This window comes from Gemmiger formicilis (genome assembly GCF_900167555.1).
Taxonomy (GTDB): domain Bacteria; phylum Bacillota; class Clostridia; order Oscillospirales; family Ruminococcaceae; genus Gemmiger; species Gemmiger formicilis.
This window is the reverse complement of the sequence record NZ_FUYF01000001.1, coordinates 185,543-200,969: the sequence shown is the minus strand read 5'-3', so window position 1 is coordinate 200,969 and position 15,427 is coordinate 185,543. Positions and strand designations below refer to the sequence as shown.

Annotated in this window: 11 protein-coding genes; 9 read left to right on the top strand and 2 right to left on the bottom strand. The window is 63.6% G+C overall.

Features of this window, described 5'->3' with window-relative positions:
- The first annotated feature begins 119 nt into the window (after positions 1-119).
- From B5D32_RS00970 to B5D32_RS00930, 9 genes are all read left to right on the top strand, one after another.
- Positions 120-2,012, top strand: a complete 1,893-nt coding sequence (locus B5D32_RS00970) for a PTS fructose transporter subunit IIABC (protein ID WP_078783208.1) — start codon at positions 120-122, stop codon at positions 2,010-2,012.
- Between the two features lie 140 nt (positions 2,013-2,152).
- On the top strand, positions 2,153-3,904 hold the full coding sequence (locus B5D32_RS00965; RefSeq protein WP_078783207.1) for a hypothetical protein: 1,752 nt from the start codon (positions 2,153-2,155) through the stop codon (positions 3,902-3,904).
- A gap of 21 nt (positions 3,905-3,925) precedes the next feature.
- On the top strand, positions 3,926-6,268 hold the full coding sequence (locus B5D32_RS00960; RefSeq protein WP_078783206.1) for a putative glycosyltransferase family protein: 2,343 nt from the start codon (positions 3,926-3,928) through the stop codon (positions 6,266-6,268).
- A 15-nt stretch (positions 6,269-6,283) separates the two neighbouring features.
- The gene (locus B5D32_RS00955; protein ID WP_078783205.1) at positions 6,284-6,904 is read left to right on the top strand and encodes an epoxyqueuosine reductase QueH; all 621 of its coding nucleotides are present in this window, start codon (positions 6,284-6,286) and stop codon (positions 6,902-6,904) included.
- Positions 6,905-7,094: 190 nt separating this feature from the next.
- Positions 7,095-8,393 (top strand): putative ABC transporter permease, encoded by a 1,299-nt coding sequence (locus B5D32_RS00950; RefSeq protein ID WP_078783204.1) that lies wholly within the window; start codon positions 7,095-7,097, stop codon positions 8,391-8,393.
- Positions 8,394-8,678: 285 nt separating this feature from the next.
- The gene (locus B5D32_RS00945; RefSeq protein WP_078783203.1) at positions 8,679-10,646 is read left to right on the top strand and encodes a BMP family ABC transporter substrate-binding protein; all 1,968 of its coding nucleotides are present in this window, start codon (positions 8,679-8,681) and stop codon (positions 10,644-10,646) included.
- Positions 10,643-11,296, top strand: coding sequence for a metallophosphoesterase family protein (locus B5D32_RS00940; protein WP_078783202.1), 654 nt, complete (start codon positions 10,643-10,645; stop codon positions 11,294-11,296). The genes B5D32_RS00945 and B5D32_RS00940 overlap by 4 nt, the downstream gene beginning before the upstream one ends.
- A 126-nt stretch (positions 11,297-11,422) precedes the next feature.
- Positions 11,423-12,421, top strand: a complete 999-nt coding sequence (locus B5D32_RS00935) for an NAD(P)H-dependent glycerol-3-phosphate dehydrogenase (RefSeq protein ID WP_078783201.1) — start codon at positions 11,423-11,425, stop codon at positions 12,419-12,421.
- An 11-nt stretch (positions 12,422-12,432) separates the two neighbouring features.
- The gene (locus B5D32_RS00930; RefSeq protein WP_078783200.1) at positions 12,433-13,215 is read left to right on the top strand and encodes a Cof-type HAD-IIB family hydrolase; all 783 of its coding nucleotides are present in this window, start codon (positions 12,433-12,435) and stop codon (positions 13,213-13,215) included.
- 171 nt (positions 13,216-13,386) lie between these two features.
- Here B5D32_RS00930 and B5D32_RS00925 read toward each other — a convergent pair whose 3' ends face one another.
- Together B5D32_RS00925 and B5D32_RS00920 are read right to left on the bottom strand one after the other, a co-directional pair.
- Positions 13,387-14,373 carry a helix-turn-helix domain-containing protein gene (locus B5D32_RS00925; protein ID WP_078783199.1) on the bottom strand — a complete coding sequence of 329 codons (987 nt, stop codon included), beginning with the start codon at positions 14,371-14,373 and terminating at the stop codon, positions 13,387-13,389.
- A gap of 180 nt (positions 14,374-14,553) precedes the next feature.
- Positions 14,554-15,276: a uracil-DNA glycosylase gene (locus B5D32_RS00920; protein ID WP_078783198.1), complete on the bottom strand. Its 723-nt coding sequence runs from the start codon at positions 15,274-15,276 to the stop codon at positions 14,554-14,556.
- Between the last annotated feature and the right edge of the window lie 151 nt (positions 15,277-15,427).

Below are 15,427 nucleotides of genomic sequence, written 5' to 3'. Positions count from 1 at the left end.
TACAGCATTCATAGCGGTTCCGTTGCGGCGGAACCGCTTTTTTACTAATACTGCGCCGCAAAAGCCGCGCTGCATCGACAGCTGACGGAGCACAGCGGCACCAAACGGAGGCTCAAACCATGCGCATCGCCAACTACCTGCGGCCTGACTGCGTCGCACTGCGCCAACAGGCGGACTCGCTCACCGGTGCAGTGCAGCAGATGGTTACACTGCTGGACGGGACTGACAATCTGACTGACACCGCTGTGTTTGCGGCGGACGTCCGCGCCCGGCTGGCGCTGGGCGGCGTCTGTGTGGGCAACGGCCTGGCCATCCCGCACGCCAAAAGCACCGCCGTCAGGCAGCTGCAGCTGGCTGCGCTGACACTGGACCCGCCGCTGCCCTGCGACACACCGGACGGCAAGCCGCTGGACCTGCTGGTGATGATTGCCGCCCCCGCCGAAGCCAACGACCTGCACGTACAGGTGCTGGCCGAGCTGGCGACGCTCTTTCTGGACACCGATTTCTGCGCCCGCCTGCGGGAGAGTGAGACCCCCGAGGCATTCTGCCGCGCCATCTCCGCGCGGGAGGAGCAGGACGCGCAGGAGCCGCCGTCTGCCCCGTCTGACGCAGCGCCGGGCGCCGCCAAGCCCGGCTATCAGCTGCTGGCCGTGACGGCCTGCCCCACCGGCATCGCGCACACCTACCTGGCGGCGGAGGCGCTCCAGCAGGCCGCGCAGGCCCGCGGCCTGACGCTCAAGGTCGAGACGAACGGCGCTGCCGGTGTCAACGACGAGCTGACCGATGATGAGATCCAGGCCGCAGAGTGCGTGATCGTGGCGGTGGATCGCTCGATCCCGCTGGCGCGGTTCGTTGGCAAGCGGCTGGTCTATGCCTCGGCGGGGGATGCCGTGCGCGACGCGGACAGACTGCTGGAAAAGGCCGTTTCCGGCAAGGCTCCCGTCTACCGCGGCGGGCACGCCTTCCGCACCAGCGACTGGAAGGAGCTGGGCCGCGAATACTACGGCCACCTGATGAGCGGCATCTCCCACATGCTGCCGTTTGTTGTGGCGGGCGGCGTGATGCTGGCGCTTTCCCTGCTGCTGCAGCACCTTTTTGGCCGCAGCGACATCACCACCATGATGACGAACGTCGGCAACGCTACGTTCAGGATGATGTACCCCGTGCTGGCTGCGTTCATCGCTTACAGCATTGCGGACCGCCCCGGCTTTATGCCCGGCCTGATGGGCGGCTACCTGGCACAGCTCGGCACAACCACCGCCCCCCGGTTGGGCTGGATCTCCAGCGGGTTCTGGGGGGCCATTGTCGCGGGCTTTGCTGCCGGTCTGGCTGTGCGGCTTCTGAATTACCTGTTCCGCCGCATTCCGCAGGAGCTGGATCACATCAAAACCGGGCTGCTGGTCCCGCTGTTGAGTCTGCTGTTTGTCGGTGCCCTGATGGTCATGGCCATCAATCCGCCGCTCGGGCGTTTCAATGCCTGGCTTTCCATCCAGCTGGATGGGATGCAGGGCGGCAGCCGTCTGGTGCTGGGCACGCTGCTGGGCGGCATGATGGCCACCGACTACGGCGGGCCGATCAACAAGGCCGCCTACGTCAGCGGCACGCTGGCACTGGTAGACCAGCAGTATGACCTGATGGCCGCTGTCATGGCGGGCGGCATGATTCCGCCGCTGGGCATTGGGCTGGCCTGCCTGCTGTTCCCGACGCGGTTCACCAGCACCGAGCGCTGCTCTGCGCCGCAGACCCTGCTGATGGGCGCGACCTTCGTGACCGAGGGTGCGCTGCCGTTTGCACTGCGCGATCCGCTGCGGGTCAGCCTCGCCTGCATCGCAGGCAGTGCACTGGCCGGGTTCATAACGATTTTGCTGGGCTGCGGGTGTCCCGCGCCGCACGGCGGGTTGTTTTTGCTGCCGGTCATGGAAAACCCGCCGGGCTTTCTGATTGCGCTGGCTGTCGGCACCCTGACCACGGCCCTGCTGCTGGGCATGCTGAAAAAGCCGCTGAAGCATTGATTTTCTCTTTACTTTTCGTATTTTTCAGCAGTCTTATACAAATTGTATTTACATAAAGCCCCGCTGTGCGTTGCGCACAGCGGGGCTTTATGCTATAATTTAGTATATATGTGATTTTTGTGGAGGAGGGCCCCGTCCCTATGGAACAGGTCAAATCATTTTGTCGGCGGTACCGTCGGCTGCTGCTGGCTGCGGCCTATCTGGCTATTTTTGCCGTGGGCGTGCTGTATCTGCGCGTCACGGTCAACATCCCGCCGGAGGGCGACGATAAGCTGACGCTGAACCTCTGGCTGTATGACTTCCAGCGGATGCCGTTCTGGCAGTATGCTCTGCAGGACCTGCAGGGGCGGCTGCGGTACTTTACGCTGCAGGAGGTCCGTTTTTTCCCGTTCCATTACCCGAACGCCGTCGACCTGCTGTTTTACACCAGCCTGACGCACTACCGGCTCTACATCATCGCCTGGACCGGCGCGGCGGCCTTCGCTGTCAGCCGCGTGGCGGCCAGACTGGGCAGTGGGGATGCGCTGGCGCTGGGCGGCTTTGCGCTGGCGCTGGCCGCGGCCCCCATCTGGAACGAGGGCATGTACAGCTACTACGCCGTACCGCAGCGGGCGTTGTTCTGGGCTATGACGGCCTGGCTCTGCCTGTTTGCGTGGCAGGGGACACGGCACCGCCGCTGGGCTGTGCTGGGCGCGGTGCTGTCCTTTATCGCCTGCGGCACCTATGAGATCGGCTATGTCTTTGCGCTGCTGGCGCTCGTCGTCTGGCTGCTGCGCCGACGCAGCGTCAAAAACGCCCTGCTGGACACGGCTCCCGCGCTGGGCGGCATGGGCGCGGCGCTTGTGTTCCACGTTCTGTGCGGGCGCAACGGCGGCACCGGCAACGAGCTTTCTCTGGATATTCCCGCCGTGCTGCGCGTCACCGTGCAGCAGATGGCCGCGTCGCTCCCTGGGCTGAACTCCCGCCTTTTGCAGGAGGACGCCGGGGTCATCACGAACGGGGATCGGCTGTGGCCGCTGGCGCTGGGTGTGCTGGCCGGGCTGTTGATTTTCTTCGGCGTGCCGTTTAAAAAGCTGCGCGGCAGAACGCTGGGCGCACTGGCCGGGTTCGGCCTGGCCGTCTGGGCACTGCCCGCGCTGCTGCTGGCTTTGTCCGCCCGCTATCAGCAGCCCGAGGCCATTACCTGGCAGTGGGGCTACATTCCCGCGGCGGCCAGCTCCATCGGCTTTACGCTGCTCGTCGCAGCGCTGCTGGCGCTGCTGGCGGGGCTGTGCTGTAAGCTGCCGAACGTTCTCTCCGTGGTATCACGACTGGCCCTGACGGCGGTGCTGGCGGCGGGTCTCTGCCTGAACGGCGGCTATCTGCGCGGTGTCGTGCGCACCCACCATGCCGAGAACCTCGCTGCCTATCAGTTCTTTGTCCGCACGATTGAGGCAGGTCTTGCCGATGCCGTACAATCCGACGACCTGATTCTCTGCAACGAGAACGTCTGGGACAGCAACGCGGAGGCCGAGTCCGCCTTCTTCAGCCGGTTCACCGGGCGTGCCCTGCACGCACAGGTCCTTTGGACCGAGAACCCCGCCACCGACGGCGACGCCTACGCCTACCAGACCTACCGCAATTACGGTGGCTACGATCTGGCGTGGTGCGGCAGACTGCAAAGCGCCGACAGTGACCTGATGGACGGGGTACAGGTCTACGTGCAGAGCGCCTATGTTCCCGACAACGCTGTCATCAAGTATAAGGTCCGTTTGGCCGACGGCACCGAGGAGGCCCGCGCCATCTGCCTGCTGGACTGCACCCAGACCCCGCGGGACCGGAACGGCGACTATCTGGCCACTGTTGAGGACACGTCCATCGTGAACGCCAAGCTCATGATCTGGGACGGCTGATAAACTGTGAGGGAGCCCCGGATGAAACACTTTATTGCCTTTTGCCGCCGCAACCGGCTGTTTGCGGCGCTGCTGGCCGCCGAGCTGGCCGTTGTCTGTGCGCTGGCAGCCGGGCTGTTCGGCGCGCCGTATAAGCTGGCGCTGACGCCCGGCGACTTTACAAATACCCTGCCCGACATTGCCGCCGCGGACGACGACGGCTTAAAAATCTGGAACCAGATCGGCTATCACAGCGACGACCCGATGACCTTCTCGGCAGACAATATCGCTTTGCCCTCCGGCGCGTATGAGGTCACAGTCCGTTATTTTTCCTGCCAGACACCCGACGCGCCCACCTTTAATATGCTCAACGCTGCCGGGTCGCTGACCTTTGCCAGTGAACGCAGCCCCGCCGCCGTGACCTTTGACGCGCTGCGGCTGGACGACTGCCACCGCAGCCTGACGACCCGGCTTTGGGTCGGCTTCGGTGCGCGGATGCAGGACCTGACCGCCACCGTCACCTACGACCAGGGCCAGCTGTACATTTACAGCATCACCCTGACCGAGCAGCCCATCTACCGCGCGGCGCGGCTGCTCTGCTTCCTTGTGCTGTTTGCCGCCGCAGACGCCGCACTGCTGCTCCTGTTTGCCCATGTGGGGGAGCGGGGCGCTGCCCGCCGCCGTGCGCTGCGTCTGCCGCTGGCGCTGGCGGGCATCGCGCTGCTGGCCTGCCTGCCGCTGTTCAGCAACTATCTGTACTTCGGCCATGATTTGGAATTTCACATGCAGCGCATCGCCGCCATGGCTGCGGAGCTGTCCTACGGGCAGTTCCCGGTGCGGCTGACCACGACCACGCTGAACGGCTATGGCTACGCCAGCCCGCTTTGCTACTGTGAGCTGTTTTTGCTGCTGCCCGCGCTGCTCTACAATCTGTGGCTGCCGCTGCGCACCTGCTACCAGGTCTACCTCTTTGCGGTCACGCTGGCGACCTGCCTGATCGCCTATTTCAGCTTTGCCAAAATCACGGCCAGCCGTCGGCTGGGCCTGCTGGGGGCACTGCTCTACACGCTGTCCGCCTACCGGCTGACCTGCGTCTACACCCGCGCCGCCGTCGGCGAGTTCACGGCCATGGCGTTTTTCCCGCTCGTGCTGCTGGGTCTGTACGGCATCTACACCAGCGACAGGCCCCGCTTCGGGGACTGGCTGCCGATGGCGCTGGGCATGGCGGCCATGGTGCAGAGCCATCTGCTCTCCTGTGAGCTGACGGCGCTGCTGCTGATTTTGTTTTGTCTTTTGCGCCTGCGGGAGACTCTCCGCCCCGCGCGGCTGCTGGCCTGGGTCAAGGCCGCGCTGCTGGCTGTGGGGCTGAGCGCGTGGTATCTTTTCCCGTTTTTTATTTCCACCCGCTCCATCCCGTTCCTTGTCAACCGCAGTGATCTGGTCGGTAAGCTGCAAAAGCACGGCCTGTACGCCGTGCAACTGTTCAGCTTCTTCGGCACGGCGGGCGGCTCCTCCGCGGAGGGCACGACCCACGACATGGCGCTGACCCCCGGTCTGCCGCTGCTGCTGGCGCTTGCGCTGGCGTTTTACTGCCTGTGGCGCACCCAGGCCCGCGGGGACACACGCCCCGCGGCAAAGCACCTGTACACCACCACCGGCTTTGCCGTGCTGACGCTCGTGCTCTCGCTCCACGCCTTCCCGTGGGATTTTGTCGAGGGCTGGTTCGGCCCCGCCGTCGGCAAGGTCGTGGGAATGTTCCAGTTCCCGTTCCGCTTTCTCTCGCTGGGCACGCTGCTGCTCTGCGCCGCTGCGCTGTTTGCGCTGCAGCTGCTGCCGGAGCGCCGCGCCGCACTGGCCGCCGCGGGGCTTGTCTGCGCCGCGCTGCTGACCGCCAGCATCACCGAGACGAACATCATGAGCGCCCAGGGCGAAAGCTCCTACGCGACCTACAACCAGAACGCCACCATCAACTCCGTCGGCACGGCGGAATACCTCATCGACGGCGCCAGCTCCTATGAGGCCATCTGGGCACAGCCCAAGCCCGCCAGCGGCGACCTGCACCTTATCAGCTATGAAAAGCGTGAGGGCGTCGCCTATGTCAGCGTCGAGAACGACGGCGGCGAGGCGGCCATCTCGCTGCCCATCTACAACTACGGCAATTATTATGCCGCCGACGAGAGCGGCGCGCCGTTTGCCATCACCAGCGGCGAGAATATGCGCATCGTACTGACGATCCCCGCGGGCTACACCGGCACGATCCATGTCCGGTACCACGCCCCCGGGTATTGGCGCGCGTTTGAGGTACTCTCCGCCGTCAGCCTGCTGGGGGTCATCGGCTGCGGCGCTTTTGCCCGCCGCAAGCGCCGCACCCCTGCCACTGTGTAAACGAGGTCACTACCCATGCCCAACCGCATCAACTATCAGCTTGAAATGGAAAAGGTCCTGCGCACGCTGGACGGCACCCGCCCGAAGCTGCTGCTGCACGCCTGCTGTGCGCCGTGCTCGAGCGCGACACTGGAGCGCCTGTCCGCGCACTTTGACCTGACCATTCTTTACTACAATCCCAACATCTACCCGCCGGAGGAATACCACCGCCGCGAGGCCGAGCTGGAACGCTTTGTCGAGCAGGCCGGGTATCACTACCCCGTGGTGGAGCTGCCCTACGACCCGCAGGAGTTCTATACCGCCGTGAAGGGGTTGGAAAACGAGCCGGAGAAGGGCGCACGCTGCACGGTCTGCTATCGGCTGCGGCTGGAGCAGGCCGCCCGCTATGCCGCCGACCACGGCTTTGACTGGTACTGCACAACGCTCTCGATCTCCCCGATGAAGGACCCCGTGCGGCTGAACGAGCTTGGCACCGAGCTGGGCAGGCAGTACGGCGTGCCGTTCCTGCCCAGTGAGTTCCGCAAAAAGGACGGCTACAAGCGCAGCTTACAGTTGAGCGCCGAGTACGGCCTGTACCGGCAGGATTACTGCGGGTGCGTGTTCAGCAAGCGGGAGAGGGAGAAGCAAAACTCTTAAAGTCTTCCCCCCTGGGGGGGAAGGTGGCCCCGCAGGGCCGGATGAGGGGCGAGTCTGCCTCTGCCACCCATTTACGGGCAATATCCGCAAGGCTTTCCCCTCATCAGTCAGCGGGCGGGGCCGCTGACAGCTTCCCCCTTGGGGGAAGCCATTCCACCCGATAATTTTCTCACTTACAGGAGAGCCCCCTATGACCTTCTATCAAATTGTTTTTCTCTTCTTCGCCTACTCGTTCCTCGGCTGGGTGGGGGAGGTCCTCTTTACCGCCGTCGTACACCGCAAATATCAGGACCGCGGCGTGCTGAGCGGTCCGCTCTGCCTTCTGTACGGCGTCGGCGGGCTGGTCATCACCTTTGCCCTCGGCGACATCCGTGAGGGCTGGTTCTTCCTGCTTGTATTCAGCGCCGTCTATGCCACGGTCATCGAGTGGATCGGCGGGCACATTCTGGAGTACACGACCCATACCCGGTGGTGGGATTACAGCGCCATGCCGTTCAATCTGGACGGCTATGTCTGCCTCGGCGCGTCGCTGACCTGGGGTGCGCTCGGCGTTGTCGTGCTCAAATGGGGCAACCCGCTGCTGCTGGCGCTGTACAGCCTTGTGCCGCGCGGCGTCTGGGTTGTTGTGCTGCTGGCCGCGCTTGTCGTGTTCTGCGTCGATCTGGTCGGCACCCTGCTGGCCATGGCCGGTCTTCGCTACCGCTGGCCCGCCGCCGCGGCTGTAGAAAACCGTCTGGCAAACCTAACCGTCCGCGGCGGCATGTGGATTCTCGACCACGTCGAGCGCCGTATGGCGAAGGCTCATCCCGCACTGACCTTTGTGCGCCCCAAACGGCAGCAGACCGACACGTTTGCCGCCGGGTGCAGCCCGTATAAAATTATTTTACTGTTCTTCATCGGCGCGTTCCTCGGCGACATCACCGAGACGATCTTCTGCCGCGTCACCGGCGGCGAGTGGATGAGCCGCTCCAGCGTCGTGTGGGGCCCGTTCTCCATCGTGTGGGGCCTGGCCATCGCCATGGTCACCCAGCTGCTCTACCGCTACAAGGACAAGCCCGCCAGCTGGCTGTTCGTCATGGGCACGCTGCTGGGCGGTGCGTATGAGTACCTGTGCAGCGTTTTCACCGAGGTCGTTTTCGGTGCGGTGTTCTGGGACTACAGCGCGATCCCGTTCAACCTGGGCGGGCGCATCAACCTGCTGTACTGCTTCTTCTGGGGCTTTGCGGCGATTGCCTGGTTCAAGGTGTTGTTCCCGCCGATCTCCGCCTGCATCGAGAAGCTGCCGCCCCGCGGCGGCAGAGTGCTGACCTGGGCACTGTGCATCTTTATGGCGGCGGACATTGCCGTCAGCTCCGCCGCACTTGTGCGGTACAATGACCGCCTGAACGGCGTACCTGCGTCCAACAGCGTCGAGGTCTATCTCGACGAGCACTACGGCAATGACCGGATGTATCAGGTCTACCCCAAGGCCGTGCATACCAACTCTTAAGCCTTCCCCCTGGGGGGGGCTGCGCCCGCAGGCGCGTGTCGGAGCGCAACCGCCGGAGGCGGCTCTTAGCGCGTAGACTGAAGGTGGCCCCGCAGGGCCGGATGAGGGGCGAGTGTGCCATCATAACCCGTTCATGGGCAATATCGGCAGGTACAGCCCTCATCAGTCACCTTCGGTGACAGCTTCCCCCGATGGGGAAGCCTTTTAAAATTCTTTGTATATTCCGCACAGATGTGCTATAATAATTTTGTAGCTAATGTATAAGTTTTGAGGAGGCGATGGGTCGTGAACCGTGCAGATGGAATCGATTGCTACCAGAAAGCCCTTCGACAGGGCCAGCGCGATTACCGCGAGAAGATGAACGCTGGGCAGTCGCCGTTTTTGCCCGTATTGGACGATATTCTGCAAAACGTCCCTGTGGAGAACCAGATCCCGCTCGGCCAGGTAGAGATCCCGCTGGAGCTGCTCGTTGGTACCAAGACCTCGGGCCGCACAGCGGCGTTTGCGTCCAACTTTATGCCGCTGCTCGGTCTCAAGACCGAGTTTGCCACCAAGTGGATCAACCTGTGCGTGTCCCATCTGGATGAGGGCATCCGTGACCCCATCACCTGCTATGAGTACATGGGCCGCTTCTACGTGCAGGAGGGCAATAAGCGCGTCAGCGTGCTGAAGTATTTTGACGCCAGCAGCATCACCGGCAATGTCACTCGCGTCGTGCCGCAGTACAGCGACGACCCCGCCGTGCAGATGTACTACGAGTTCATGCACTTTTACCCGGTCATGCAGAACTATCTGCTGACCTTCACCAAGCCCGGCAGCTATGCCCGCCTGCAAAAAATACTGGGCAAGGCGCCGGACGAAAAGTGGACTGGCGAGGATCGAACCGAGGTCTTATCGCTGTACAACTGGGTCAAGAAGGCGTTTCTGGCCCACGGCGGCGCACGGCTGCAGTGTACCGTCGGCGACGTGCTGCTGCTGCTGCTGCGCGTCTACACCAAGGAGGAGCTGGCCAATTTAAGTCCCAGCGAGCTGAGCGAAAAGCTCGACGCCCTGTGGGACGATGTGCTGGCCCTGCAGAAATCGGACCCCGTGCAGGTCAGCGACAAGCCCGCCGCCCCGAAGCAGACCGGCCTGCTGGATTTTATCCTGCCCGGCAAGCACACCGCGCCCAGCCATTTGAAGGTTGCCTTTGTGCATGAGCGCGCCCCCGGCACCAGCTCCTGGACAAGCCAGCATGAGTTTGGCCGTACCCAGCTGGACACTGTGTTTGAGGGCAAGGTCGAGACGGCAGCCTACTTCAACGCCGTCCCGGGCAAGAACGCCGATGCCCTTGTCGAGCAGGCCATCACCGACGGTGCGGATGTCGTCTTTACGACCAGCCCCAAGCTGGTAGGCGCGTCCCTGCGCGCCGCCGTCCGGCACCCGCAGGTACACATCCTGAACTGCTCGATGGAGATGCCCTACGCCAGCATCCGCACCTACTACACCCGCGTGTATGAGGCCAAGTTCATCACCGGCGCGATTGCCGGTGCCATGGCGGGCGGGGACCGCATCGGCTATGTGGCCGACTACCCCAGCTTCGGCGTGCCTGCCAACATCAACGCATTCGCGCTCGGCGCGCGGATGACGAACCCCAACGTCCGCATCGACCTGCAATGGACCTGCCTGCCCGACCAGATTGACCCGCTGCACGTCTTTACCCAGAAGGGCATCACGGTCATCTCGGGCCGCGACGCACCGATGCCGAACCGCCCGCAGCGAGAGTTCGGCACGTTTCTGGTGCGCCCGGGCGGCGTGCTGCAGGACCTGGCCACGCCGTTCTGGCACTGGGGCCAGTTCTATGAGAACGTCATCCGCACCGTTTTGAACGGCGGCTGGGTGCGGGACAAGTCCGGCACCGATGGCCGCGCCGTCAACTACTGGTGGGGCATGAACAGCGGCGTCATGGACGTTCTGCTCAGCCGCGAGCTGCCGCCCGATGTGACCCATCTGGCGCAGATCCTGCGCACCGGCGTCACCTCCGGTATGATCGACCCGTTCCACTGCCGGATCACCGGGCAGGACGGCAGCGTCAAGAACAGCGGACGCCACGGGCTGGACCTGGAGCAGATCGCCCACATGGACTGGTTGTGCGACGCCGTTGACGGCCACATCCCCGAATATGACGAGCTGGCCGAGGTCTCGAAGCCGATGTACCGGATGCAGGGCATCCACCGCGATCTTCTTCCCGTCGAGAAGGAGGCCGAGCTATGAAGATTCTGGCCGTTGCGGACGAGGAGTGCAAGGCCCTCTGGGACTACTTCACCCCCGACAAGCTCGAGGGCGTCGAACTCATCATTGCCTGCGGCGATTTGAGCCGCCATTATCTGGAATACCTTGCCACCATGGCACCCGTACCGCTTTTGTACGTACACGGCAACCATGACGAGAGCTACGACACCCGCCCGCCGCAGGGCGTCATCTGCCTGGATGACGACGTGTACGTACACAACGGCCTGCGCATCGCCGGGCTGGGCGGCAGCTGCCGCTACCGCACCGGCGCCTGGCAGTTTACCGAGGCCGAGATGAAAAAGCGCATCAACCATCTGCGCGGCAAGATCGACCGCCATGGCGGCATTGACATACTGGTCACCCACGCGCCGCTGCACGGCTACGGCGATATGACCGACCTGCCGCACCGCGGCTTTACAGCGTTTTCGGTCCTGCTGGACCGCTACCATCCGCAACTGATGCTGCACGGGCACATCCATCTGAACTACGGCTGCTCCATCCCGCGGGAGCAACAGTACGGCGCGACCCGCATCGTCAATTGCTATGAGCGGGTGTATCTGGACGTGGACGCCCCCGCCCCCAAGCCCCGCCCGCGGCTGTTTGCTTCGCTGCTGGGGCGGAATGCCCTGTAGGGGCGAGGCATGCCTCGCCCTCGGCCTTCCCGTGGGCATTCTTCTGCCTTTCACGCTGAGGGCCGGATACGTCCGGCCCCTACCAAGCGGCACGGCTAACTTCATCAAACAAGGAGAACTATTCCCATGACAAAAATCGCAGTATTCGGTGCAGGCACCTGGGGCATTGCGCTGGCGCGGCTGCTGGCCGCCAACGGGCGCGACGTCACCGTATGGAGCGCCATCCCCGCCGAGCTGAAGTCTTTAAGCACCACGCACCGCCACCCCAACCTGCCCGGTATGGAGCTGCCCGCCGCAATGCACTACACCGCCGACATTGCCGAGGCCTGCACGGGCCGCGACATCCTGCTCTTTGCCGTGCCATCCCCGTTTGTGCGTGCCACCGCAAAAAAGGCCGCGCCGCACATCCCGGAGGGCCAGCTAATCGTTGACGTCGCCAAGGGCGTCGAGGACAAGACCCTGATGACGATGAGCGAGATCATCGAGGATGAGCTTGCCAAGGCCGGGCGCAAAGCGCGCGTTGTGGCACTGTCCGGCCCGACCCACGCCGAGGAGGTCGCCCGCGATATGCCCACCGCCATCGTGGCCGCCAGTGCCGACGAGGACGCCGCCAAAGCCGTGCAGAAGGTCTTTACCACACCGACCTTCCGCGTCTACACCAACGATGACCGCCGCGGCACCGAGCTGGGCGGTGCGGTCAAGAACGTCATTGCGCTGGCTGTCGGCATTGCGCTGGGCCTGGGCTACGGTGACAACGCCAAGGCCGCGCTCATCACCCGCGGCAACGCCGAGCTGTCCCGACTGGGCATCGCCATGGGCTGCAAGGCCGAAACCTTTGCGGGCCTGTCCGGTATGGGCGACCTGATCGTCACCTGCACGAGTATGCACAGCCGCAACCTGCACGCCGGTATGCTGATTGGCCGCGGCAAGTCGGTGGAGGAGGCCAAGACCGAGGTCGGCCAGGTCGTTGAGGGCATCAACGCACTGCCCGCCGCCTGCCGCCTGGCCAAGCAGTATAAGGTCGAAATGCCCATCGTCCAGGCTGTGGAGGCCATTCTGGACGGCAAGCTCGAGGCCCGCAGCGCGCTGATGGCGCTGATGGGCCGCAGCCTCAAGCGCGAATAAGGAACACCGCCATGACACAAATCAAGGCCGCATTTTTTGATATTGACGGCACGCTGCTTCCTTTTGAGGCCACGCACCTGCCCGCCTCAACGGTGGACGCGCTGGCCCGGCTGCGCAAAAACGGCGTCAAAACGTTTATTGCTACCGGCCGCCCGCCGGTACACCTGCCGTACCTGCACGCGCTGGACGGCATCCCGTTTGACGGCTATGTGACGATGAACGGCCAATACTGCTATCTGGCCGACGGCGAGCTGCTGTACACCAAGTACATCCCGGCGGCATCGCTGCAAACGCTGCTGCCGTACATTGAAAAAGAACAGCTGTCCGTCGGTTTTGTAGGAAAGGACTTCTGCCGGTTCAACCTTATCAACGATTTGAGCCGCGACTTTGCCAAAAAGCTGGAGCTGGGGGCCGGGGATGTTGCCGCGCTGATCCAGCACGAGGATATTTACCAGCTTAGCGCGTTCCTGCCGCCGGAGAAGGAGGCCGAGTTCCTGCGCCGCTGCCCCGGCTGCCTGGCTGTGCGCTGGGAGGATGATTTTTGCGATATCCTACCCGCGGGCGGCGGCAAGCCCAACGGCCTGGCCCACACGCTGGCCCATCTGGGCCTGACGCGGGAGCAGTCCATCGCCTTTGGTGACGGCGGCAACGACGTGACGATGCTGGAATATGCCGGGATCGGCGTCGCCATGGGCAACGCCTGCGATGCCGCCAAGGCCGTCGCGGATTATGTCACCGACGACATTACCGCAGACGGCCTTGCAAAGGCACTGGCGCATTTTGGGCTGATTTGAATAAATTGTCCCCCCCCCAGAGGGAGACGCCCTGCAGAGGTCGCATATATGCGGCCCGCAGCTGTACGGCAGATGACCTCTTGCGGGAAAGCCGCGGGCCGGGCATGCCCGGCCCCTACCGCTATCTATAAGGCAAGCCCCTGACCATCACTCGGTCAGGGGCTGTTGCCTTTACACTTTTTTCCTCACAAACGCCTTTGCCGCAACCACACACGCGGCGTAGACCACGCCCGCAATGGCCCAGATGAACCAGCTGTACTGCGGCTGGCCGTTGCCGTTGGGGCCGAAGGTGTACCACAGGAAGATGGCAACCACCACCAGCCAGTAGGCCGCAGTCAGCGCGGTCAGCCGCCCTTTCACGGCCTTGTGCCCACGGGTAAAGTCCCCGTCCTCCAGCAGCCGATCCATGGCGTCCTGCACCGTGCCCACCCGCACAAAGGCGTACACACCGCAGGCGACCAGCACCAACAGCAGACAGATGGACATCGACATCAAAAACGACACACCGACCATCACAGCCGTAAACAGGGGCACTGCCGCCAGAATGCAGAGCGCCGCACCAATGCGGTTGGCCCGGTCATACTCCGGCGCAAAGGCGGCGCGGCGCTCCCTCACCAGCGCTGTCACGCCGTGCTCGGTCTCGATGGGCTCCTTTTCCAGAAACTCATATTCCCGCACCGCCGCGCCGCACTGCATAAACAGCACAACAGCCACAGCCACCAGCACCACCAGCGCGATCATCCCCAAGCCGCCCGCCAGATCGTCAGCCAAACCAAGCAGCCCGAGCTCCCTCACCGTACCCAGCGCCAGCAGCGGAATGGGGCTGACGATGCAGAGCGCCGTCGCCAGCGCCATCTGCGGCGCGTTGGCCTGTGCCTTGGTCAGGTAATCCTCCGCCTGCGCCAGCGTCACCCGGGGCAGGGGAGAGGGCGTCTGTGCCGCGGCAGGCTGCGTGTCGTCCTGCGTGTCTTTTAAAAGGCAGTCCGTCGTCACACTGAACAAACTGCTCAACTGTAAAATTTTGTCAATGTCGGGCATCGACTGTGCGCTCTCCCACTTGGAGACCGACTGGCGGCTGACGTTTAGCCGCTCGGCCAGCTCCTCCTGCGACCAGCCCGCCTTTTTGCGCAGAGCAATGAGCTTATCGGAAAATGTCATGGTGTGCCTCCTCCTTGGCAGCCTTATGGCAATCGTAGGGGCGCATTCTATATGCGCCCGTCAACGGCTGCCGGCCTTGCGGGCGGATATGGAATCCGCACCTACGGGTTTTCGGAAATTTTCTGACCTTATCTTACCAAATTCCCCGGTTGCGCACCATACAGTTACCCCGTCAATCTGTCAACCGTGGGTTGCGTTTGCGGGCAGACGCCAGTCGATTTCCGCTGCACCGTTGTTTTTTAAAAACGCATTCACCTTGCCGAACGGCGCCGAGCCGAAGAACCCGCGGTAGGCCGACAGCGGGCTGGGGTGGGCGGATTCCAGCACCAGCACCGGGCGATGGGCGGCAGCCCTGTTGAAAATCGGCGCGTACTTCTGCGCGGGCTTGCCCCACAGCACGGCGGCCAGCGGGGCGGTGCCGTGGGCGGCGGCGTATTCCAGCGCGGCACGGGTAAACGTCTCCCACCCGCGGCCCGCATGGGCGTTGGCCGCGCCCTGCTCCACGGTCAGCACCGTGTTCAGCAGCAGCACACCCTGTCGCGCCCACAGCGTCAGGTCGGTGTGTGCGGCACAGCCGGGGCCAAGCTCGGCCTCCAGCTCCTTAAAAATGTTGCGCAGGCTCGGCGGAGCCTTGCAGCCGTCCGGCACCGAGAAGGACAGCCCCATGGCCTGACCCGGCTCATGGTAGGGGTCCTGCCCCAGAATGACGACCCGCACCGCCGACACCGGGCAGGCGCGGAACGCGGCGAAGATGTTCTCCGCCGCGGGGTAGACGGTTTTTTCCGCCGCAGCCGCCGTCACAAAGGCATCCAGCTCCGCAAAGTACGGCTTTGCGCGCTCCTGCGCAAAAAACAGCTGCCAGTCGGTGCCGGACAATTTGTCGAGTTCAGTGGTCAAAAGCATAGTGGATCTCCTCGGTAGTTTTGTAGGGCCCGCTCGTGTAAAACAGTCGGCCTTTCACGGGAAAACTGCGGGCCGCATATAAGCGGCCCCTACATAGGTGCCCCCACACATTTTTCACAAGTATATCACACCCCCGCGGGGCTTGCAATAG

Bases quoted from the DNA above. Each gene is read 5' to 3' on its own strand.
- B5D32_RS00935 (WP_078783201.1), top strand. From the start codon at position 11,423: ATGACAAAAATCGCAGTATTCGGTGCAGGCACCTGGGGCATTGCGCTG.
- B5D32_RS00970 (WP_078783208.1), top strand. From the start codon at position 120: ATGCGCATCGCCAACTACCTGCGGCCTGACTGCGTCGCACTGCGCCAA.
- B5D32_RS00965 (WP_078783207.1), top strand. From the start codon at position 2,153: ATGGAACAGGTCAAATCATTTTGTCGGCGGTACCGTCGGCTGCTGCTG.
- B5D32_RS00940 (WP_078783202.1), top strand. From the start codon at position 10,643: ATGAAGATTCTGGCCGTTGCGGACGAGGAGTGCAAGGCCCTCTGGGAC.
- B5D32_RS00960 (WP_078783206.1), top strand. From the start codon at position 3,926: ATGAAACACTTTATTGCCTTTTGCCGCCGCAACCGGCTGTTTGCGGCG.
- B5D32_RS00950 (WP_078783204.1), top strand. From the start codon at position 7,095: ATGACCTTCTATCAAATTGTTTTTCTCTTCTTCGCCTACTCGTTCCTC.
- B5D32_RS00930 (WP_078783200.1), top strand. From the start codon at position 12,433: ATGACACAAATCAAGGCCGCATTTTTTGATATTGACGGCACGCTGCTT.
- B5D32_RS00920 (WP_078783198.1), bottom strand. From the start codon at position 15,276: ATGCTTTTGACCACTGAACTCGACAAATTGTCCGGCACCGACTGGCAG.
- B5D32_RS00955 (WP_078783205.1), top strand. From the start codon at position 6,284: ATGCCCAACCGCATCAACTATCAGCTTGAAATGGAAAAGGTCCTGCGC.
- B5D32_RS00925 (WP_078783199.1), bottom strand. From the start codon at position 14,373: ATGACATTTTCCGATAAGCTCATTGCTCTGCGCAAAAAGGCGGGCTGG.